Below are 21,192 nucleotides of genomic sequence, written 5' to 3'. Positions count from 1 at the left end.
ATGACAGAGGAGAAAGCGGCCGGTCGGATTGTGGTGGGAGTGGACGGGTCAGCGGCGTCGGCGGCCGCCCTGCGCTGGGCGCGGGCGGAGGCTGATGCCCGGGGCGCCGAACTGCACGCGGTCACCGCCTGGCTCTACGACCCGATACTCGACGAGGCGTCGATCGCCCGGACACAAGCCGAAGCGCGGGAAGCACATCTGGCCAAGCTCAAGGAGTTCGTCGCGACGGCGCTCGGTGACGACCCGGGTGTCGAGGTGACCTACGAGGCCCCGGACGGGGACGCGGCGGACATGCTGGTGGCGAGGTCCGTGGACGCGGCCATGCTCGTGCTCGGCGGTCACGGTACGCGGAAGCTGCGGCACCTGTTGGTGGGTTCGGTGTGCGCGGCCTGCCTGCGGCACGCGTGCTGCCCGGTCGTGGTCCTCCCGGAGGAAGTGACGTCGAAGGTGGACGTGCTGGAGCGCTTGCTCGGCTCGGCGGCGTCGTATGTCCCGGGGCCGGTGCTGTGATGCGGGCCCGGGAGATCATGAGCAGCCCGGCCGTCACCACGGAACCCGGCACCCCGGTGCGCGAGGCCGTGGCGCTGCTCGTCGAGCACGGATTCGCGGGACTTCCGGTCGTGGACGAGCAAGACCGGGTGGTGGGTCTGTTCACCGAATACGACGCGTTGCGCGGGGCGCGGCGGGGTACCGGTGGCACGGTCGGAGACGTGATGACGTCGCCGGTCGAGGTCGTCTCCCCGGAGACCAGGGTGACCGAGATCGGCCGCCGGATGCTGGCCGACCGGCTTCGCTGCCTGCCGGTGGTGGCCGACGGCGTCGTGGTCGGCGTGATCAGCAGGCGGGACGTCCTCCGGCCGCTGGTCCGCCACGACGACGCCATCGCCGCGCAGTTGCGTGCTCTGCTGACCGACTATTCGGGGCATCGTGGCCGCTGGTCGGTCGAGGTCGTGGGTGGTGCGGTCACGGTGTCGGGGACCTTCGCCGACGAGGCGGAACGAGCGGTGATCACCGCATTGGCGCGCACCGTGCCCGGAGTGTCCGAAGTGGACTGTCGCGCCGAGTACACGGTGGTCCGATGAACAGCGGCACCAGCGCGCTGCTCGCCGACGGCACGGTGGTCACCGTGCGGCCGTTGGCCGAGGCGGACACGGACGCGGTGCTGGCGCTGCATCGCGGGCTCAGCGAACGGGACCGGTATCTGCGGTTCTTCACGACCCGGCCCGCGGGCGTGGCCGGGCTCGCGCACACCATCGTCACCGGGACAGGCCTCGGGGCTTTCCGCGGTGACCGGCTCATCGGTGTCGCGCACTACGCGATGTTGGGCGACGCCGAGACCGCCGAGATGGCCGTCGTGATCGACGAGACCGCGCAGGCACATGGCGTCGGGACCCTGCTGCTGGAGCATCTCGTCCTGGCCGCCCGGCGGCACGGGGTCCGGCGGTTCCTCGGCGAGGTGCTGACGGAGAACCGGCGGATGGTGCGGGTGCTCACCGACTTCGGCCTGCCGTACTCGGTGGTGCACGACGGACCGTACGCGGTGATCGAACTGGAATTGGGCGAACCGGACCGGTACCTGGACGCGGTCGCGGAACGGGAACGGACGGCCGACATCGCGAGCCTGCGCGCGGTACTGGCGCCCGCGTCGGTCGCGGTCGTCGGCGCGGGCCGTAAACCCGGATCCGTCGGGCACGCGATCCTGCGCAACCTCGTCGATGCCGGGTTCGGCGGCGAACTGTACGCCGTCAACCCGCACGCGGACACGATCGCCGGTGTCGCGTGCGTCCCCTCACCCTCGGACCTGCCTGGCGCGGTGGATCTCGCGGTGATCTGCGTTCCCGCGGACGCCGTGCCGGGCGCCGTGGCCGAGTGCGGCCGGCGCGGCGTCCGCGCGGTGGTCGTCATCACCGCCGGGCTGACCGGCACCGGCCTGGCCGACCGGGTGCGTGCCTCGGCGCGCCGCTTCGGTATTCGTGTCGTCGGCCCGAACTGCTTCGGCGTGGCCAACACCGCACCCGAGATACGGCTTGACGCCACCTTTGCGCACGACACCGTGCCCGGTGGCCGCGTCGGTGTCGTGACGCAGTCGGGCGGGTTCGGGATCGCGCTGCTGGAGTCGCTGGGCGAACTCGGCCTCGGTGTCTCGACCTTCGTATCGACCGGGGACAAGTACGACGTCAGCGGCAACGACCTGCTGCTGTGGTGGACGGCCGACGAACGGACCGACATCGCCGTGCTGTACCTGGAATCCTTCGGCAACCCAAGGAAGTTCGGCCGGTTCGCCCGTCGGCTCGCACGGCGCAAACCGGTGCTTGCGATCCGGGGAGCCGGTACCTCGGCGGCGCAGCGTGCGGCCACAGCGCACACCGCCGCCACAGCGGTCTCCGCCGGTATCCGCGACGCGTTGTTCGCTCAGGCCGGTGTCACGGTGGTCGATACGGTCGCGGAGATGATCGGCCTGCTCGCCGCCCTGTCGTGGCAGCCCCTGCCCGCGGGCGACCGCGTCGCGATCGTCAGCAACGCCGGTGGGGCCGCGGTGCTCGCCGCGGAGGCGTGCGCAGGCCGTGGACTGGACCTACCCGCCTTGAGTAAATCCACAATGGACACTCTGCGAGGACTGCTACCCGAGCACGCGGGGATCGGCAACCCGATCGACACCAGTCCGGTCGTGTCGCCGGCGGTGTTCACCGCTTGTGTGGAGGCCGTGCTGGCCGACGAGCGGGTGGACGCGGTGCTCGTCGCCGGAGTCCCCACGGCTGCGGGTGACCCGCTCGCCGGGCTGCGGCTCGGCAGGCACGATAAGCCGGTCGTCGCCGTGGCGCCGGGCAACCTCGCGCTGGTGTCCAGATCGGACGGCGGTGTCGGGGTGATCCCGGTCTACGGTGACGCCGTCGCCGCGGCGGCCGCATTGGCCGCGATGGCGGCGAGAGCCCGGTGGCTGCGGGGTGAACCCGCCCGCGATGACGACGTCAGGCCGCCGCCGGGCGAAGCGGACCTCAGCACCGCGTCCCGGATCGTGCACACCTTTTTAAGCGATCACCCTTCCGGCGGCGAACTATCCGAAAAGGACAGTGTCGAGCTGGTGGGTGCCTTCGGGGTGCGCGTCGCGGACGAAGCCGCCAACAGCGCCGACGTGGTCATCCGGGGTTGGCAGGACGAGACTTTCGGCCCCGTCGTGCGGGTTGACACCCCCGGGCGACTTGCCAACGCGCCGGTCCGGCTCACACCGCTGGCGCCCGCCGACATCGAGACGCTCCTCGACGCATTGCCGGGCGGGCAGCGGGAAGTGCTCCGCGGTCCGCTCATGGCCGTCGGATGGATCGTCGACGTCCTGCCCGAAGTCGCCGTGGTGGAGGTGGTTCCCCTTACGGTCACCGCTGATGGCCGGGGTGCGGCTGGTGCCGTGCGGGTGACGGTGCGGCCTGCGGTTCCCGGGGCGCAGTTTCTCCGGCGGTTGCGTACCTGAAATACCCGGACCCGCCCGGGTATTTCGTCCTGCCGATCGAAGCCGTCCGGATCTGTGGTCGGACACCGAACCAGCGGATCGTTACCGGGGAAGCGACGCGATGGAGGATGATGATGACCGGAGGATGGTCTCTCGGGGATACCGAGGTGCTGGCAAGGGCCGTGGTCCGCGCGCCGTCGGTGCACAACATCCAGCCCTGGACGCTCGAGGTGGGCGAGGACGAGCTGCTGCTGCGCGAGCGGCGGGATCTCGTCCTGCCCGAATACGATCCTCGGGGCCGTGATCGCCTCATCTCCTGCGGAACCGCGCTGGCGAACCTGGAACTCGCCGTGCGCGTGCTGGGCCGCCGGGTGCGCACGGAGATGTTCCCGGACCCACGGCAGCCGGAACTCGTGGCTATCCTGCGCACCGACGGCGCACGGCCGCCGAAAGCCGTGGAGCTGCACCGGTATTCCGCCATCGCGCGACGCCGCAGCTACCGGCATCGTTTCGCCGCCCAAGCCGTGTCGGACCAGATGCTCGCGGAGATCGTGAACGCGGTCGAGGTGACCCGGGTGCAGGCGCGGCCCGTGAGCCGTGCAGGCGAGTTGTCGGAGCTGGCCGACTTGCTCGAGTTCGCCGCGGAGGCCTATCAGCACGACCGCGGTTATCAGCGTGAGCTGGCGTTGTGGACGATCCACGACGAGTACGCCCACCGCCACGGTGCCGGCCTCGCGGGCAGTTGCCTGCCGCCGTCGACGCTGCCGTGGGCGGGTCTGGTGCGGGCGGCGACCGCGCTGCCGGACCGCGCGGTCCTGCGGCGGAGACTGGCCGAGGAGACGTTGCTGGTGTTCGTGACCGTCGATGACGCGCCCGTCGATCACCTGCATGCCGGGGTCGCGGTGGAGAACGCCTGGCTCGCGGCCGTCGACGACGGGCTCGTCGCGTCGATCCTGACCCAGCCACTGCACCTGCCCGAAGTGCGGTCGGCACTGCGCGAGGATCTGCGACTGGCCGGGTTCCCCCAAGCGCTGATGCGCGTAGGACACCCGGCGGCCGACGTCGGCCAGAGCCCCCGCCGGGCGATCGACGAAATCCTGCGCACCACCCATGGCTAGAACAGCCTCATCTTGAACACGGCGACCGCTACGACGAAGAGGGCGATCTGGGTGAGGAACCCGGCGGACAGGGCACGCCGCGTCGTCCCGGCCCAGAGTTTTCGCAGGAACACCGGATTCGTCGTACAGCGCACGGGTTCGTCGTCCCCGGCGGTCACCAGCGGCTTCAGCTGGTCGTACATTTCCGGCAGCCGGAACTTCAGGTAGGTGCCGACGAGACCGTCCTGGCGGTCGTGCAGCGCGCTCTCGGCCCGCAGGGCGACCATGGCGATCGGGTAGACGTGCCCGATGATCAGGCGGACCGCGAACATCATCGCCGCGGGCACGATCGCCGCGATCAGCAGCATGATCGCTTTCCCCTGCGCGAAGCCATAAGCGACCAACGCCGAGTCCAGTGCGATGAGGAAACCGGTCAGCTGGACCAGCAGTGTGGTCTGGTGGCGGACGGTCTCCAGGGCTTGCTGTAGTTCGAAGCGCAGGTAGTCCTCCGACTTGCCCTGTCCTTCGGTAACGGTCATGGGGCCTCCCCGTGGTGAGGATCCGGCGGTGCGCCGTCGCGGCAATGGGGACCTCCGTGCCGGGGGTCCCCATTGTCAGACGTTGTTCAGTCGCCCAGTGTTGCGCGTCGCTGTTCGTATTCTTCCTTGTCGATCTCACCGCGGGCGAATCGTTCGTCGAGGATCTTCAACGCGTCGCTGCGGCGGCTGGGTGGCTGGCCGAAGCGTCGCAACAGCACGATGCCGACCGCGATGAGGCCGCCCAAGAAGAGGACGATGGCGATGAGCATGAAGAGGCCGCCGAGCCAGCCGCCGTCTCCGTAGGTCCAGTAGTGCATGGTCGCTCCCTGAAGGCCGGACTATCAGCGGTCGGTGGCGGGGTCGAGCGGGCGCAGTACTTCGTGAAGGTCGCGTCTCGGTGTCGCGGGCAACGGGTCGGCATTGATCGGTGCCCAGCCGGCTCGCACCACCATCTGCGGGAAAGCGCCCTTGGTCACCTGGTCCTGGACCGTGCCACGGACGTCGGGCAGTTCGAGCGGTTCGGTCAGCGGGCAGGTCGCCAGGCCGAGGCTGGTGGCGGTGAGCAGTACGGCGCTCGTGGCCTCGCCTGCCTTCAGCTGGGACATCCGGTCGTCGGAGGCGGTGCTGATGACGAGCAGGAGCTCTTCGCTGTCCTCGCCGGTGCTGCCGACGGGCTGGGAGAGGCCAGGGTCGGCGAACGGACGGTCCGCGAGCGCGCCGGATGTTTCGTCGTGGGGCGGCACATTCGCGGTGGGAACGCCGTCGGCCGAGAAGCGCCTGCCGCTCCAGGCGGTGAGTTCGATCCGGTAGGCGGCGTCGGCCGCGTGCCGCTCGGAGGCGGTGGCGATAGCCTTGGCGAGGTAGTAGCGGGCGGTGTCGTCGCAGGTGCGCAGCACCGTGCCTTCGTCGGCGGCGCGCCGCGCCATGACCTCGATGTAGGACGCCGGGACCAGCCAGGAGCTGTGCCACCGGCGGTCGGTCCGGCGCCGCGGGATCGCGGCGGCGAGCGTGATCTCGTCCGGTGCCGGTTCGTGGCGGTGCAACTCGATCGAGGCGAGGTGGTCCGGCTCGGCGGGATTGGGCAGCCGATGCACGGCGGCCCGCCAGCCGAGCGCGGCGAAGCCGGTCCGCAGATGGTGCAGCGCGGCGCCGCAGCTGAGCAGGAGGTCGCGGCCGTCGGGGTCGGTCTCGTGCAGCTGCCGCTCGCGGTCGGCGTACAGGTGCAGGGTGCGGTCCCCGCGTGCCCACCGCCATGGCTGGGTGTTGTGCACCGACGGTGCGCGGACGGCGAGCGCCACCGCGGTGTCGACGGTGTAATCGTCAGGAAGCCCGAGGTCCATCGGAACCTGCCTCTGTCGTCGGGGTTGCGTCACCGCGAGAAGTCATCTCGGCGGTGTCAAGGGCGGAGTCCCCGTTGCCAGGGCCGAACTGCTCCGGTGCCGCGGACCCCCGGTTCTCCGCCCGTATCGCGAGCTCCGCGACCGCGATCGCCAGGTACCGCGTCAGCCGCCGGGCGAACGGGGTGAGCGCGCGCAGGTAGAGCCGTTCGATCCGGCTCTGGGCCGTGGCTCGCATCTCGACGAAGAGCCGCGAACCGCCCGCGGCTTGCGGATCGACACGGAACGACCATGCGACGCCGACCTGATCCGGCGCGGCCTGGCGGGCGTGGTCGTCGGTGCCGACCTCGTGCCCTCGCGGCTGCGGCTTCCAGAACCTGCCCTCGGTGCCCAGTGCGATCTCGCGCCCTGGCCGGGAACCCAGCTGGACCCAATGGTGCCCGGGCAGCACGGAGCCGAGGTCGATGCCGGTGATCGATGGTGCCCCGCGCAGCCGGACGAGCAGGCGCACGAGCTGGGAACGCAGGTGCTCCGGGCGCAGTTCGCCGACCGCCGCGTAGACCGTGTCCGGTGGCGCCGGCACAGTGAGTTCCTCGCGGTGCCGGAGGTCCGGTGCGGGCAGAAAACGGTCGAGCAGCGGCGTTTCTTCGTCCTTTGTGGACATATTCGAATTCTCCGTGGTCATGACGCCTCCCAAGTCTCTTCCAGTCTCGGCCTCATGCCCGCCGGGGGAGAAGGGCAGAACGCCCCCAGAGCGAGTGACCTTCGGCCACAGTGCTGCCGGGTGGGGTGCGGTGAGCATGACGAGCGGACAGTTCGCGCGACGGAGGAGACACGATGGCGCAGGTGCGGGACTTGGCCGGGATCAGGGCGTCGGACGCCGAATCCGCCGGTGGCAAGGGAGCGAACCTGGGTGAGCTGATCGCTGCGGGGTTCGACGTGCCCGGTGGCTTCGTGATCCCGCGGGAGGCGTACTGGGCGGCGTTGGAGCAGGCGGGAGTGCGTGCCGAAATCGCGGAGCTGCACGCCAAGGCGCTGACGGTGGTCGACGACGCCGACGAGCTGAACGACTATTGCGAGCGGCTGCGTGGGCGCGTGCACGGCGCCGGAATGGGAACCCGGCTACGTGAGGAACTTCTCGAGGCGTACCACGAGCTGGGTTCGACGGCTCCGGTCGCGGTGCGGTCGTCGGCCACCGGTGAGGACGGCGCGGAGGCGTCGTTCGCGGGGATGAACGCGAGCTTCACCAACATCTGGGGCGACAACGCGCTCGCCGAGCGGGTCGTCGACTGCTGGACATCGTTGTTCTCTCCCCGCGTCGTCAGTTACCGGGCAACCCGTGGCTTCACCGGCGAACCCGCGATCGCCGTGGTCGTGCAGCGGATGGTCCCGGCCGAACGTGCCGGGGTGATCTTCACCGCCGATCCCCGTACCGGCGACCGGCAGCGGATCGTCATCGAGGCCGTGTTCGGGCAAGGCGAGGCGATCGTCAGCGGGGCGGTCGAGCCGGACACCTACGTGGTGGCGAAGGACGATCTGCGCGTGTTGTCCGTCCGCGTCGGCACGAAGAGCCACAAGATCATCGCCGAGGTCGGCGGGGGAGACGTCAAGGTCGAGCTTCCGCGGCAGGCGGGCGGTCGCCGGGTGCTGGGCGACGCCGCGCTCCTCGAGCTGGCTCGCACCGCGGTCCGCGTCGAGGACCACTACGGTGTGCCTCAGGACATCGAATTCGCCGTGGGGGACAACAAGATCTGGCTGGTGCAGTCGCGGCCGATCACCACGCTCGCGCCGGTGGAGAAACACACTGACCGCGTGCTGGTGTCCGGCCTCGGCGCGTCACCGGGGCAACGCCACGGAAACGTCCGTGTCCTGCACGACCCCAGCGAGGCCAGGCACCTGCTTGACGGTGAGGTGCTGGTGGCGCCGATGACGAACCCGGACTGGGTGCCGGCGATCCGCCGGGCGTCGGCGCTGGTCACCGACGGCGGCGGCATGACTTGCCACGCGGCGGTCGTCGCGCGGGAACTCGGTGTGCCCTGTGTGGTCGGGACCGGTGACGCCACCCGGGTACTGACCGGCCGCGAGCTGGTCACCGTGGACGGCGGGGAGGGGGAGGTCCGCGCCGGTGCGCGGCAGGAACCCGCCCGCACCGAACCCGTTGCCGTCCCGCAGGTGCCCGAGGCGATCGGCACTCTGCTCTACGTCAACCTCGCGATGCCCGACCACGCCGCCGAGGTGGCGCAGCAGCCCGTCGACGGCGTCGGGCTGCTGCGCGCCGAATTCCTGCTGACCGAAGCGCTCGGCGGACGGCACCCGCGGCAGCTGATCGCCCGCGGCGAGCAGGAGTCCTTTGTGGATTCCATGGCCGCGTCGCTCCTGCGGATCACCAAGGCGTTCGCGCCGAGGCCCGTGGTCTACCGGGCGACCGACCTGCGCACCAACGAGTTCCGCGGCCTCACCGGCGGCGCGGAGTACGAGCAGGTGGAGAGCAACCCGATGATCGGCTACCGCGGCTGCTACCGCTACGTGCGGGAGAAGGACCTGTTCGACCTCGAACTGCGGACGCTGGCGCGAGTACGGGAGCAGACGCCGAACCTGCACCTGATGATCCCGTTCGTCCGCACCAAGTGGGAACTCGAAGCCTGCCTCGACCTGGTCGACGCGAGCCCGCTCGGCCGCCAGCGCTGCCTGCGCCGGTGGATCATGGCCGAGGTTCCCTCGGTCACCCATTATCTGCCCGAGTACGCCGGTCTCGGGATCGACGGCGTTTCCATCGGCAGCAACGACCTGACCCAGCTCGTCCTCGGCGTCGACCGGGACTCGGCGGAATGCGCGGAGCTGTTCGACGAGGCCGACCCCGCGGTACTCGCCGCGATCGGCCGGATCGTGCGCACCGCGACGGACCTCGGCCTGACGTCGTCGCTGTGCGGGCAGGCGCCGTCGGCCAAACCCGGGTTCGCCGAGCACCTCGTGCGGTGCGGGATCACGTCGATCTCGGTCAACCCGGACGCGATCGGCCCGGCTCGAACCGCGATCGCCAGTGCCGAGCGGCGGCTCCTGCTGGAGCGTGCCCGGTGACCGCCGCAATCGAGATCGAGGGGCTGCGGAAGTCGTTCGGCCACACCGTCGCGCTGGACGGGCTGGACCTGACCGTCCGCGCTGGTGAGGTTCACGGGTTCCTCGGCCCGAACGGCGCGGGCAAGACGACCACGCTCCGGTTGCTGCTGGGACTGCTGCGTGCCGACGGTGGCCGGATGCGGCTGCTCGACGGTGATCCATGGCGGGACGCGGTGGCCTTGCACCGGCGGCTGGCCTACGTCCCCGGCGAGGTTTCGCTGTGGCCCTCGCTGACCGGTGGCGAGGTGATCGACCTGCTCGGCCGGCTGCGAGGTGGTCTCGACCCACGGCGCCGCGAGCGCTACCTGCGCCGCTTCGAGCTGGATCCCACCGTCCGGGGACGTGCCTATTCCAAGGGCAATCGGCAGAAGGTGGCACTGGTGGCCGCCCTCGCGTCCGATGTGGACATTCTCCTGCTGGACGAGCCGACGGCCGGGCTCGACCCGCTGATGGAGGAGGTCTTCCGCGAATGCGTCCGCGAGGAGCGCGCTCGTGGCAGGACCGTGCTGCTGTCGAGCCACATCCTCGCCGAGGCCGAGGCGTTGTGTGACCGGGTGAGCATCATCCGCGCCGGGCGGACCGTCGACACCGGGAGCATCGACGAACTGCGGCACCTCGCCCGCACGTCCATTGTCGCGCGGCTGGCCGCGGAACCGGATGGCCTGGCCACCCTGCCCGGCGTGCACGACTTCGGCCAGGACGGCGACGTCGTGCGGCTGAGCGCCGACAACACACGGCTGGACGCGGTGCTCCTGGTACTCGGCCGATGCGGGGTGGTGAGCTTGACGACCAAGGCCCCCACGCTCGAGGAGCTGTTCCTGCGGCACTACCGTACGGACGCCCCGGCGGTGCCGGCATGAGCGGGGTGACCAGCACCGGCGCGCTGCTTCGGCTGGCTGTGCGGACCGACCGGATCCGACTGCCCGGCTGGATCCTCGCCTTCGCGGTGATCACCGCCGCGTCGGCCGCCGCGACGGCCGCGCTGTACCCGACCGCCGGTTCGCGGATCCAGTTCGCCGCCGGTGTCGAGGCCGTCCCATCACTGTTGGCGATGTACGGCCACATCTACGACCCCGCGTCGCTTGGCGCGGTTTCGGTACTGAAGCTGACCGGGTTCGGCGCGGCGCTGGCCGCCCTGCTGATGATCCTCACCGCGGTCCGGCACACTCGTGCCGAGGAAGAGGCGGGACGGCTCGAACTGCTCGGGGCCGGAGTGCTGGGGCGCTATGCGCCATTGGCGTCCGGATTCGGCGTCGTCGCGGGCTGGAGTGCGCTGCTCGGCGCGGGCACTGCGGTGGGACTGATGCTCGTGGGCCTGCCGACAGCCGGGGCGCTCGCCTTCGGCGGGTCCTGGGCCGCGGCCGGACTGGTCTTCGGCACGCTGGCCGTCACGACCGCGCAGCTGACCAGAAGCGCCCGCGCGGCTTCGGGGACGGCGGCCGCGGTGCTGGCGGCGGCGTTCGCCCTGCGTGCGGTCGGCGATTCCCTCGGCCCCGCCTGGCTGTCGTGGATGTCCCCGATCGGCTGGGTGCAACAGGTCCGTCCGTTCGCCGGGGATCGCTGGTGGGTGCTGCCGCTGCCCCTGGCCGGTGCGGCCGTGCTCGTCGTGGCCGCCGCGGTGGTGGCGCGCACCCGCGACCACGGGGCGGGGCTGCTCCCGGAACGACCGGGTCCGGCGCGGGCCGGCCGGACGCTGCGGGGCGTCGGCGGTCTCGCCGTGCGGCTCACGCGTGCCAGCCTGCTCGTGTGGACGTCGGCCTTCCTCTTGATGGGGTTGCTCGTCGGGAGCATCGCCTCCGGCATCGGCGAGTTCCTCGACAACCAGCGGGCGCGCGAGTTCATCGCGGCGTTCGGCGGCACGCAGGGCGTCACGGACGCTTTCCTGGCCGCCGAGCTGGCGTTTTCCGGGGTTTTCGCCTCGGTGTGTGCCGTCACGGTGATCGGGCGGCTGCACAGTGAGGAGCAGGCGCTCCGGGTGGAGCCACTGCTGGCCTCGCCACTCGGGCGCCCTCGGCTGCTCGCCGGACAGTTGCTGCTGGCCGGGGCCGGGAGCCTGGCAGGCCTGGTGGCGGTCGGTGCCGGGTCGGGGCTGGCCCACGGCCTGCACACGGGCCGCGTCGGCGCGGAACTCGCCCGGCTGACCGGTGCGGGACTGGCGCAATGGCCCGCGGTGGTCGTTTCGCTGGGCATGGCGGTGGCGGTTTTCGGTCTGCTGCCCCGGCTTTGGGCCCTGGCCTGGGTGTTGCTGGCCTTTTTCGGCCTGGTCGGCGAGTTCGGCTCTCTGCTCCGGCTACCCCAGTGGATCCTCGACCTGTCGCCGTTCTCCCAGCTGCCGCGGTTGCCCGGCGGAATGGTGACCGGGACGCCGTTGGCCTGGCTCGTGATCACGGGCGCCGTACTCGCAGCGGCGGGCTTCATCGGGTTCTGGCTTCGTGACGTGCCTGCCTGAGCCGGGCGTCAGTTCAGGCAGGCCAGCGCACGGTCGAGGGATTCTGCGGGGGTACCGGTGCACAGGACCGGATGAGCCCCGGGCCAGGCGTCGGCGTCGGCGGCCATGTGCGCGGCGACGTCCGGTGTCGCGTCCGAAAAGGACGGTCCGCGTGCGGCCAGGCGTTCGGCCGCGGTGGCCGCGGGGACGTGACAGCGCAGCGCGACGAGGTCGCTGTGCGTCCGGGCGGCGATCTCGGTCGCGAGCTTCCGGTGCGTTTCCGCGTTCCACGAGGCGTCGATCACCACCGTCTCGCCCAGCGCGAGCAGGGTGCCCGCGCGATGGGCGAGCTCCGCGTAGGTCCGGTCGGTGTGCTCGGGATCGTAGAGACCGTGCCGATAGTCATCCGCGGCAGACACATCCGGGGACAATCCGGCCACTTCCTTGCGGACGCGATCGCTGAGCAGCAGGCTCGCGCCGAGGTGATCGGCGAGGGCCGCGGCGACGGTGGACTTCCCGGTGCCGGGCAGCCCGCCGACGAGGATCAGCCGCACCTTGGCGCGGCGTAGGTGGTGCAGGGCGAGCCCGGCGTACTCACGAGCCAGGGGAGCGGAAGATTCGTCGCCTTGGGCGTGGCGCAGGCAGGCGACCTTGACCCGGACGAAGGCGCGGTAGGCGACGTAGTGGTGCCGGAGCGCGGAGGGAGCGGGGTCCCCGGCGAACTCGGCGTAACGGTCGAGCAGCCTGACGGCGAGGTCGGCGGCGCCGAGCCGTTCGAGATCCATGGCGAGGAAGGCGACGTCGTCGAGCCCGTCGAGCCGGCGGAGCCGATCGTCGAACTCGAGGCAGTCCAATACCCGGGGGCCGTCATCGAGGCAGAAGATGTCGTCAGCGAGCAGATCGCCATGCCCGTCGACGACCCGGCCGTCCGTGATCCGCCGGTCGAACAGCGGCTCGCGCCCGGCCAGGAACTCGCGGGTGAGGTGCTCGATCTCGGCGGCCCCGGCCGGATCGAGCACAGGTCCGTGGAAGGGCCCGATCTGGGTGAAACTGGCTTCCCAGCGGGCACGGATCGCGTCGCGCGAGCCCTCGGCCGAGATCTCGGCACTCCGTTCGGCGCGGGCGTGGAAGCCCGCGAGGAGGCGGGCGAGCCGGTCCACCTGTACATCGCATGGCTCGCCGGTGGTGACCATAGTGGACAGTCGACGCTCTTCGGGCATCCGGCGCATGACGACGAGATGGTCGCACTTTTCGCCGTCCGGCCCGGTCACGTCGGCGACGCCGAGATAGACGTCCGGAGCGAGCCGGCGGTTGAGTTCGACCTCGCGGTGGCAGACACGCTCGCGCGCCTGCCGGGAGGTGAAGTCCAGGAAGCCCAGGTCGACGGGCTTCTTCAGCTTGTAGGCGCGATCGCCGAGCAGGAACACGGCGCCGATGTGGGTCTCGTGCACGTCGGCCCATCCGGGCGGCGGTGTCATGGCGGAGCCTTCCTCGGCTAGAGCTGCTTGGCGATGAGATCGACCAGGTCGAGCGTGCGGTTCGCGTAGCCCCATTCGTTGTCGTACCAGCCGAAAACCTTCACCAGCTGGTCCTGCGCACTGGTCAGGCTCGCGTCGAACACGCAGGAGGCGGGATCGCCGATGATGTCGCGGGACACGATCGGTGCCTCGGTGTAGCGCAGGATGTCCTTGAGGTCGCCGTCGGCGGCCTCGGCGAAGGCACGGTTGACCTGTGCGGCGGTGACCGGCCTGGCGAGTTCGACAGTCAGATCGGTGAGTGAGCCGTTCTCGACGGGGACCCGGATGGCGACGCCGTCGAGCCTGCCTTCGAGCTGGGGCAGCACTTCGCCGATGGCGCGCGCGGCGCCGGTGCTGGTGGGGATCATGTTCACGGCGGCGGCACGGGCCCGGCGAAGATCCTTGTGCGGGCCGTCCAGCAGCGATTGGTCGTTGGTGTAGCTGTGGATCGTGGTCAGTACGCCGCGGTGAACCCCGAAGGCCCGGTGCAGCACCTTCACCATCGGGGCCGCACAGTTGGTCGTGCACGACGCGTTGGAGATCACGTCGTGCCGGCGCGCGTCGTAGGTGTCCTCGTTGACGCCGAGCACGATGGTCGCGTCGACGCCCTTGCCCGGCGCCGAGATCACGACCTTGCGGGCACCCGCGGCGAGGTGTGCCGCCGCGGTGTCCCTGGTGCGGAACCGGCCGCTCGCTTCGATTACGAGGTCGATCCGCAGTTCACGCCAGGGCAGCGCGGCCGGGTCGGGAATGTCGAGCGCACGCACGCGCCGATCGCCGACGACGATGTCGGATCCGGCGATCGCCACCGGGGCGTGGAGCCTGCCATAGGTCGAGTCGTACTCCAGCAGATGGGCCATGGTGGCGGCCGGGGTGATGTCGTTGACCGCGACCAGCTCGACGGGACTTTCCTGCCTTTGCAGCACGCACCGCAGGATGTCCCGGCCGATCCTGCCGAAACCGTTGATACCCACTCTGATCGTCATCCGTGTTTCCTCTCTTTGCCGACGTGGTCGAGCCTTCTCGCAAGCGGAGGCACTGGCTAGGGACGAAGAGCACCACTGCGCGGGACGAACGCCGTCGTCGCGCGGAGGGGACTTCCGGCTCCATCGAGGGGCGGCCGTCATCGGGTGACAGTGGCGGTATGAGCGGGTCGTGCGTGGACTCGTACGAGATCCGGATGGCGGTGAGCTACCCGCGGCGCGGGATGGCGGCGCCGGCCGACCGGTTGCGCGCCGAGCACTTCGGTGCCCTCGCGGCGATCCTGAGACGCATCGTCCGGTTACGGCGTCCCGCCGCGAAACCACCGGCGCCGCGGGCCCGGACCGTCTGCGCAGGGAATCGGTTCGCCCGTGGCGATGGGGAACGGCGTGGGGGAGTCTCGCTGTTCGACCACCGGCCGGCGGCCGAAGACCAGGCGAAGCCGAACCTCGCCGCACGAGCGGCTACCGCCGAACCTCAGACGTCTTGACGAATTCTTGATGGTATCCAATATTCGCAAATCTCAGAAAACTCGATACGGTCGTCGGTATGACAGTGCTTGAGGTGCGTGACCTCACCTTCACCTATCCCGGTGCGGCAGAGCGCGCGGTGCGGGGGATGGACTTCTCGGTCGGCCGTGGGGAGATCTTCGGGTTTCTCGGTCCGAGCGGTGCGGGGAAGTCGACGACGCAGAAGATCCTGATCGGCCTGCTGACCGGGCACGGCGGCACGGTCTCGGTCTGGGGCCGGGAGCCGGCGGCCTGGGGGCAGGACTACTACCAGCGTGTCGGGGTGTCGTTCGAACTCCCGAATCACTACCAGAAGCTGACCGCGCGGGAGAACCTGGAGTTCTTCGCCTCGCTGTATGGCCGGCCGACCCGGAACCCGGCGGAACTGCTGGAGATGGTGGGGCTTGCCGGGGACGCGGATACGCGGGTCGGGAAGTTCTCCAAGGGCATGCAGATGCGCCTGGTATTCGCCCGTTCACTGCTGCACGACCCGGAGCTGTTGTTCCTGGATGAGCCGACGTCGGGCCTGGATCCGGTCAACGCGGCCAAGGTCCGCGAGATCGTGCTCGCCGAGAAGGCCCGCGGCACGACAGTCTTCCTGACCACCCACGACATGGCCACCGCCGACCTGCTGTGCGACCGGGTCGCGTTCGTGGTGGACGGCCGCATCGCCGCGCTGGACTCGCCGAAGGAGCTGAAGCTGGCACGCAGCCTGCGCGAGGTTCGGGTCGAATACCGTGACGGCACGGAAACGCTGCGGGGTAAGGACTTCCCGCTCGACGGGCTGGCCGACAACGCCGCGTTCCTTCGCCTGGTGCGGGCACAGCGTGTGGCGAGCATGCACAGCAAGGAAGCCACTTTGGACGATGTGTTCGTCGAGAGCACCGGCCGGAGCCTGGCATGAGCCGCCTCGCGACCGCGCTGCGGCTGGAAGTCACGGTGCAGCGCCGCTACAAGTTTCTGCACGCCGCGGTCTTCTCCGGTCTCCTGTGGCTGGGCCTGCTGCTGCCGATGCCCGGTCACCTGCGGTCGGTGGCCGAGCCGTACGTGATCCTCGGCGACCTGATGATCGTCGGGTTCTTCTTCGTCGCCGGGTCGGTGTTCTTCGAAAAAGGTGAGCGCACGCTGGACGCGGTTGTGGCGAGCCCGCTGCGATTCGGTGAGTACCTGGCGTCGAAGGTGCTCACGCTGACCGGGTTGTCGGTGCTACTGGCGGTGTTCGTGGCCACCGTGACCCACGGCGTGCACTACCACCTCGGGCTGGTGCTGCTCGGTGCGGCGCTGGGCACCGTGCTGATGCTGCTGCTGGGGTTCCTGACTGCGCTGCCGTTCACCTCGGTCAGCGACTGGTTCATGCCCGCCGTCGTCCCGGTCGCGGTGTTCAACCTCCCGATCCTGTCCTACTCGGGCGTGTGGACCACGCCGTGGCTGTACCTGGTCCCCACCCACGGGCCGCTGCTGTTCCTCGGCGGGGCCTTCGACCAGAAGACGCTGACCGCCTGGCAGTACGTCTACGGCATCGGCTATCCGGCGCTGTTCGCGGCGGGCATGGGGCTGCTGGCCCGCCGCCTGTTCGACCGCTACCTCGTAGCCAAGACCGGAGGACACCGATGACCCGCGTCTTCACCGCCCTCGGCCGCAACGACCTGCGCGGCGTCGGCCGCGACACCCTGCTGGCCGGGATGTTCGTCGCGCCGCTGGTGTGGATCGCCGCGGTCCGCTTCGGCACCCCGCCGGTCACCCGGATGCTCGCCGACCGCGACGGCTTCGACCTCGCCCCGTACCACCCGCTGATCCTGGTCGGGTTCCTGCTGCTGACCAGCGCGATCATCGTCGGCGGCGTCACCGCGCTGCTGGTACTCGACGAACGCGACGCCCGCACCCTCACCGCGGTACGCGTCACCCCGGCCCCGATGAGCGGCTACCTCACCTACCGCGCGACGATCGCGGTGGCACTGACCACCGTGTACGTCCTTGGCACGATCACCGCCAGCGGCCTGTACCCAGCCCGCCTGCTCCCGGCACTCATCCCGATCGGCCTGCTCACCGGCTGCTCCGCGGTCGTAGTCGCGCTGGTGATCCTCGCGATGGCCAAGAACAAGGTCGAAGGCCTCGCCGCGATCCGCGCCCTCGGCATCCTCGTCGCGGGCCTGCCCCTGCTGCCGTCCTTTATGGACACCGGCTGGCGGCTCGCGTTCGGAGTGCTACCCACCTACTGGCCCGCGCAGGCGTTCCTGGCGGCCATGGACGGCGGCGCCTGGTGGCCGTACCTGCTGGGCGGTGTCGCCTATCACGCGCTGCTGTGCTGGCCGCTGGTCCGCCGATTCACCCAAGCCACCGTGTGACGGGCCGGGAACCTGATATCGGAAGTTTCGCAACTTCCCGTAGATTCGGACCTGATCACGACCCGGGAGGACATGAACGGTGACCGCGAACACCGACGCCGCCGAGCAGCTGGCGCTCACCCTGATCGGCTACGGGCTGCAGCGGATGACGGCGCGGGTGCTGGCGATGCTGTTGTTCGTCGAGCAGGAGACCGTCACCGCGGGTGAGCTGGCCGAGTTGCTGGAGGCCAGCCCGGGATCGATCTCGACGGCGTTGAAGTCGCTCTCGGCGGTCGGGCTGGTGGAGAAGGTGCCTGCGCCGGGCAGCCGCCGTGAGCACTTCCGGTTCCCCGACGAGGGCTGGGCGACCCTGATGTCCACCCAGAACGCCGTCGTGCGGCAGATGCAGGACGCCGCCGAGACCGCCATCCAGACCGTGGGGCGCAAGAGCCTCGCGGGCAGGCGGCTGACCGACATGCAGGACTTCTACGCCTACGTGATGCGGGAAATGCCCGCCGTCATCGACCGCTGGCGTGCGAACCGGAAACGCCGATAGTCGGCCGGCGCCCGGCACGAGGGGCCTAGCCGTCGGAGGGTGTCGTGGCTTCGTCGAGTACGGCGATGGCGACGGCGAGGTGAACGTGTGCCCAGTTGCGGTCTTCCGGCTTGATGACCGCGATCAGGTCGAAGGTGGCTTGTTCGGGGCCGCGCTCGCGGCGCAGCGTGCCGAAGGTGTGCAGCAGCTGGGTGATGTTCCCGTAGAACTCGGCGATGGCACCTGGGGTTTGGGATACGGGGCGCCGCCCGGTTCCGTCGAAGGCCATGTCCGCCATGTTCCGCGTTACCGCCTAACAACGGTAATGCCCGACCGGGTGAAGCTGCCGCAGGCCCGGGAGAGCAGGGAATGGCCGACGGCGAAGACCGGTCATCCGGTCGGGGTAGGTCCGTGCCGCACGTCGCTCATGATGAGGACAAGCACGGTGTGAAACGCCGTTGTACCCGTCCGTGGTCAGCGTCGGCGGGCTCCTCGTCGGGCTTGTCAGCTGGTCCACCATCGGATCCGTCTGCGGGCTGGGAACCCCGTTCGATCCCACGGAGAGGATCAGGCCCGGCGACCTGCCCCGGTTCGATCGGAGGGCCACGTCCTCCTCAGGAGCGATCGTGGAACCTCGCGGCCGTGCTTGCGCTGCTTCTCGACCGCCGATCTCGAGGTGCCGGTCGTTCGGTGTCTTGCCGACGTACGGCATCCGCAAGTAGGTTCGGCATGGGGCGCGCAGCACGAAGGGGAGGTCGCGGATGCGTAGGTCGTGGTTCACGAGCAGCTACTCGACCAATGCCGGCTCGTGTCTGGAGGTGAAGGTACAGGTGCCGACAGCTGTCGTCGTACGCGACTCGAAAAACTTTGCCAGCGGAACTCTTCGTTTCTCCGCCAGCGCATGGAGGGGTTTTGTCGGGAGTGTGTCAGTCCCGCAAATTCTCCGAGAATCGTGATCTATCCGCATGGCAGACGAGAATAGTGTCCGGAACGAAGTCGGCTGCGCCGCCTCGATCAGCGCCGCAGTCCAGGCCGGCTCCATACAGCACGTGTCGGTGCACCTGCCGCCTGCGACGGCCACGCCGGCACCACGACAATTGCCTCTCGGGACACGGGCGTTCACCGGTCGGGTCACTTTCTTGGAAAGGCTTGACTCGCTGCTTCAGGAGACCCAGTCTTCAAGCGTGGCAGCGGTCGTGTGCACTGTCGATGGGACTGCTGGTGTTGGCAAGACTGCGTTGGCTGTCCATTGGGCACATCGTGTGCAAGATGACTTCGCGGACGGCACGCTGTTCGTGAACCTGCAAGGTTACGGGCCCCACCCACCTACCGCCCCTGGTGATGTGCTGGAAGGATTTCTGCACGCACTCGGTATTCCGTTTCCTCAAATACCTCATGATACTGAGGCGCGCGCCGGATTGTACCGAACGATTTTATCCAGTCGAAAGGTGCTTGTGGTGCTCGACAACGCATGTGATGTCGAGCAGGTACGCCCCCTATTGGCTGTCGGCCAGGGCTGTATGACGTTGATAACGAGCCGAGTGAGTCTTTCCGGGCTGTCTGTCAACGAAGGTGCGACCCGAGTACCGCTGGACCTTTTGCCTGACGATGAAGCATGTCAGCTCGTCCAGAATCTTCTGGGGGATCGAAGTGCCGCGACTGCGTCGACCGTGGTCGCGGAGATGGTGCGGCTCTGTGCGGGTCTCCCACTCGCGTTGCGGATAGTGCTCGGTCAAGTCGTCGCGCGTCCTCACGCCGCGCTGTCCGAGGTAGTTTCCGAGCTGGAAAACGATCAATCCAGGCTGGATCTGCTCAGCGAATCCGCTGACCAGTCCGCGGCAGTCCGGCCGATCTTCGATTGGTCGTATCGCAGGCTCGCCCCAACCGCGAGAAGGGTGTTTCGGTATCTTAGCCTACATCCAGGCTCGGAAATCAGCCTTCCGGCGGCGGCAGCCGTTGTCAAGCTCGACCTCGCGGAGACTCGGCGATTGCTGAACACGCTCGCCGATGCGAACCTTGTCCAGGTCGTGGCCCGGAGTCGCTATCGGCTCCATGATCTCCTGCGTCTCTATGCCATTGAGTTGTCTCAACAAGAAGACGTCGAAGTCCACCGTACGCGGGCGCGGGTGAGAATAATCGAGTGGTACACGCACTGGGCGGTCTCATCTCACAAGATCCGAGCGCCTGCCTACTCTTTTTGGCAGCCACGGATTCACGAAAACCTGACAGATCAGCCTTCCTTGATATTTGCTTCGGCCGCGCATTCATGGGAGTGGTTTGAAAACGAGCGTGACAACCTGATCGCGGCGGTTCACGCTTCCGTGTTGTACGAGATGCGTGAAGTCGCCTTCACGCTCGCGCACACCGTCGGATGGTCGCTGCAATGGCGCGGATACTGGACCGACGCGCGGACGGTTTACCTGCTGGGACTCGCGGCGGCCAGAGCAAGTGACGATACGACCCTTGAACTGCACGCACTGCTGGACGTCGGAGACATACACCTTGCCATGTCGCGATTCGAGCAAGCGGAATCGATCCTTGAGTACGCTCTCGCGCTCTCGCGGGAGCGAGATCTCGCTTCTTTGGAAGCTTGCATCCTCAACGACCTGGGCTCGTTGTGTGTCGAGCAAGAACGACATGTGGAGGCCATGCGCTGGCTGGCCAAAGCGCTTCCCCTCAGTACCGGTGTTCAGCAAGGTCGCTTGCAGGGCGTCGTCGAAGTCAACCTCAGTCGTGCATGCCTCGGACTCGGCAGGTACGTCGACGCCCTGCGGCACGCGGAGCGGAGCCTTGTCTTCCGGGAGCAAGTCGGAGATGCCGAGGGCATGGCATTCGCCCGCCTGCACAGGGCACGCGCGTGGCAGCACCTCGGTGATCACGCTAGAGCAATCGCTCTGTGCGAACAAGCACTCATGCTCGACGGCGACAGTCGCCACCTGCCGGCTACGGCAGCGACGTTGGACACGCTGGGAGAGTCCTTTTACCTCGTAGGTAACAACGATCAAGCAGTAATTTGCTGGCGGGACGCACTTGCGATATACGACCAGCTGGGTGCATGTGATGATGCTGTGCGAATGAGAAATCTCGTCGACGGCCTTGAAATGAACGGATGACCAGGAAATCTGCATTGTCCTGCGCTACCAGAACCAGCTGGTTCCACGCGACAGTTCTTCGGGACGTCGTCCGCGACGGCGCGTGCGAGGGCTTCGGACGAGATGTCCGCGGCCGTGACGTCCCAGCCGCGGGGGGGGGGGCGGCGCCCCGCCCCCCCCCCCCCCCCCCCGCAACCACCGCGGTGGCCGGGGTCAGCCCCCGGGTCTCCCCGGGCCCGAGCGGATTGGGGCCCGGCGCGAGACCCAGTGC

General features: G+C 69.1%; 21 protein-coding genes. 14 read left to right on the top strand and 7 right to left on the bottom strand.

Features of this window, described 5'->3' with window-relative positions; translation table 11 throughout:
- From ACFWX1_RS07505 to ACFWX1_RS07490, 4 genes are all read left to right on the top strand, one after another.
- A complete protein-coding gene (locus ACFWX1_RS07505; protein ID WP_378384864.1) occupies positions 1-510 on the top strand; it encodes a universal stress protein in 510 nt (169 codons plus the stop codon).
- Positions 510-1,082 carry a CBS domain-containing protein gene (locus ACFWX1_RS07500; RefSeq protein ID WP_378384862.1) on the top strand — a complete coding sequence of 191 codons (573 nt, stop codon included), beginning with the start codon at positions 510-512 and terminating at the stop codon, positions 1,080-1,082. Before ACFWX1_RS07505 ends, ACFWX1_RS07500 begins: the two co-directional genes overlap by 1 nt.
- Positions 1,079-3,466, top strand: coding sequence for a GNAT family N-acetyltransferase (locus tag ACFWX1_RS07495; RefSeq protein WP_378384860.1), 2,388 nt, complete (start codon positions 1,079-1,081; stop codon positions 3,464-3,466). The genes ACFWX1_RS07500 and ACFWX1_RS07495 overlap by 4 nt, the downstream gene beginning before the upstream one ends.
- Before the next feature lie 146 nt (positions 3,467-3,612).
- Complete coding sequence (locus ACFWX1_RS07490) at positions 3,613-4,563, top strand: Acg family FMN-binding oxidoreductase (protein ID WP_378384858.1); 951 nt, start codon at positions 3,613-3,615, stop codon at positions 4,561-4,563.
- On the opposite strand, the gene ACFWX1_RS07485 is transcribed toward ACFWX1_RS07490, so the two are convergent.
- The 4 genes from ACFWX1_RS07485 to ACFWX1_RS07470 all read right to left on the bottom strand — a co-directional run bounded on the left by ACFWX1_RS07485 (position 4,560) and on the right by ACFWX1_RS07470 (position 7,103).
- Positions 4,560-5,081: a hypothetical protein gene (locus tag ACFWX1_RS07485; RefSeq protein ID WP_378384856.1), complete on the bottom strand. Its 522-nt coding sequence runs from the start codon at positions 5,079-5,081 to the stop codon at positions 4,560-4,562. The genes ACFWX1_RS07490 and ACFWX1_RS07485 overlap by 4 nt on opposite strands.
- Before the next feature lie 86 nt (positions 5,082-5,167).
- Positions 5,168-5,398 carry an SHOCT domain-containing protein gene (locus ACFWX1_RS07480; RefSeq protein ID WP_378384854.1) on the bottom strand — a complete coding sequence of 77 codons (231 nt, stop codon included), beginning with the start codon at positions 5,396-5,398 and terminating at the stop codon, positions 5,168-5,170.
- A 24-nt stretch (positions 5,399-5,422) separates the two neighbouring features.
- Positions 5,423-6,421, bottom strand: a complete 999-nt coding sequence (locus ACFWX1_RS07475; protein WP_378384852.1) for an Acg family FMN-binding oxidoreductase — start codon at positions 6,419-6,421, stop codon at positions 5,423-5,425.
- The gene (locus tag ACFWX1_RS07470; RefSeq protein ID WP_378384850.1) at positions 6,402-7,103 is read right to left on the bottom strand and encodes a hypothetical protein; all 702 of its coding nucleotides are present in this window, start codon (positions 7,101-7,103) and stop codon (positions 6,402-6,404) included. The genes ACFWX1_RS07475 and ACFWX1_RS07470 overlap by 20 nt, the downstream gene beginning before the upstream one ends.
- Positions 7,104-7,255: 152 nt before the next feature.
- Here ACFWX1_RS07470 and ppsA point away from each other — a divergent pair, with 152 nt between their 5' ends.
- The 3 genes from ppsA to ACFWX1_RS07455 are packed head-to-tail and all read left to right on the top strand — an operon-like array spanning position 7,256 to position 11,984.
- Positions 7,256-9,496, top strand: coding sequence for a phosphoenolpyruvate synthase (gene ppsA, locus ACFWX1_RS07465; RefSeq protein WP_378384848.1), 2,241 nt, complete (start codon positions 7,256-7,258; stop codon positions 9,494-9,496).
- Positions 9,493-10,395: an ATP-binding cassette domain-containing protein gene (locus ACFWX1_RS07460; RefSeq protein ID WP_378384846.1), complete on the top strand. Its 903-nt coding sequence runs from the start codon at positions 9,493-9,495 to the stop codon at positions 10,393-10,395. Before ppsA ends, ACFWX1_RS07460 begins: the two co-directional genes overlap by 4 nt.
- A complete protein-coding gene (locus ACFWX1_RS07455; protein ID WP_378384844.1) occupies positions 10,392-11,984 on the top strand; it encodes an ABC transporter permease in 1,593 nt (530 codons plus the stop codon). Before ACFWX1_RS07460 ends, ACFWX1_RS07455 begins: the two co-directional genes overlap by 4 nt.
- Before the next feature lie 8 nt (positions 11,985-11,992).
- Here ACFWX1_RS07455 and ACFWX1_RS07450 read toward each other — a convergent pair whose 3' ends face one another.
- Together ACFWX1_RS07450 and gap are read right to left on the bottom strand one after the other, a co-directional pair.
- Positions 11,993-13,441 (bottom strand): AAA family ATPase, encoded by a 1,449-nt coding sequence (locus ACFWX1_RS07450; RefSeq protein WP_378384842.1) that lies wholly within the window; start codon positions 13,439-13,441, stop codon positions 11,993-11,995.
- A 17-nt stretch (positions 13,442-13,458) separates the two neighbouring features.
- Entirely contained in the window at positions 13,459-14,466 is a 1,008-nt protein-coding gene (gene gap / locus ACFWX1_RS07445) for a type I glyceraldehyde-3-phosphate dehydrogenase (RefSeq protein WP_378384840.1), read from the bottom strand.
- 158 nt (positions 14,467-14,624) lie between these two features.
- On the opposite strand from gap, the gene ACFWX1_RS07440 reads away from it, so the two are divergent.
- The 5 genes from ACFWX1_RS07440 (at position 14,625) to ACFWX1_RS07420 (ending at position 17,850) form a co-directional block, all read left to right on the top strand.
- Entirely contained in the window at positions 14,625-14,951 is a 327-nt protein-coding gene (locus tag ACFWX1_RS07440) for a hypothetical protein (protein WP_378384838.1), read from the top strand.
- A 59-nt stretch (positions 14,952-15,010) separates the two neighbouring features.
- Positions 15,011-15,874 carry an ABC transporter ATP-binding protein gene (locus tag ACFWX1_RS07435; RefSeq protein ID WP_378384836.1) on the top strand — a complete coding sequence of 288 codons (864 nt, stop codon included), beginning with the start codon at positions 15,011-15,013 and terminating at the stop codon, positions 15,872-15,874.
- Entirely contained in the window at positions 15,871-16,584 is a 714-nt protein-coding gene (locus ACFWX1_RS07430; protein ID WP_378384834.1) for a fluoroquinolone transporter permease, read from the top strand. The genes ACFWX1_RS07435 and ACFWX1_RS07430 overlap by 4 nt, the downstream gene beginning before the upstream one ends.
- Positions 16,581-17,315, top strand: a complete 735-nt coding sequence (locus tag ACFWX1_RS07425) for an ABC transporter permease (RefSeq protein WP_378384832.1) — start codon at positions 16,581-16,583, stop codon at positions 17,313-17,315. The genes ACFWX1_RS07430 and ACFWX1_RS07425 overlap by 4 nt, the downstream gene beginning before the upstream one ends.
- A 79-nt stretch (positions 17,316-17,394) precedes the next feature.
- Positions 17,395-17,850 (top strand): GbsR/MarR family transcriptional regulator, encoded by a 456-nt coding sequence (locus ACFWX1_RS07420; protein ID WP_378384830.1) that lies wholly within the window; start codon positions 17,395-17,397, stop codon positions 17,848-17,850.
- A gap of 25 nt (positions 17,851-17,875) precedes the next feature.
- Here ACFWX1_RS07420 and ACFWX1_RS07415 read toward each other — a convergent pair whose 3' ends face one another.
- Positions 17,876-18,118, bottom strand: coding sequence for a hypothetical protein (locus tag ACFWX1_RS07415; protein ID WP_378384828.1), 243 nt, complete (start codon positions 18,116-18,118; stop codon positions 17,876-17,878).
- A 472-nt stretch (positions 18,119-18,590) separates the two neighbouring features.
- Between ACFWX1_RS07415 and ACFWX1_RS07410 the strand changes: the two genes are divergently transcribed.
- Positions 18,591-18,785, top strand: coding sequence for a DUF397 domain-containing protein (locus ACFWX1_RS07410; RefSeq protein WP_378384826.1), 195 nt, complete (start codon positions 18,591-18,593; stop codon positions 18,783-18,785).
- A gap of 9 nt (positions 18,786-18,794) precedes the next feature.
- Positions 18,795-20,942: an ATP-binding protein gene (locus ACFWX1_RS07405; protein ID WP_378384824.1), complete on the top strand. Its 2,148-nt coding sequence runs from the start codon at positions 18,795-18,797 to the stop codon at positions 20,940-20,942.
- The last annotated feature ends 250 nt before the right edge of the window (positions 20,943-21,192 follow it).

It is taken from the genome of Amycolatopsis sp. NPDC059021, from assembly GCF_042739895.1.
Classification (GTDB): Bacteria; Actinomycetota; Actinomycetes; order Mycobacteriales; family Pseudonocardiaceae; genus Amycolatopsis.
This window is presented reverse-complemented; position numbering and strand designations above follow the sequence as displayed.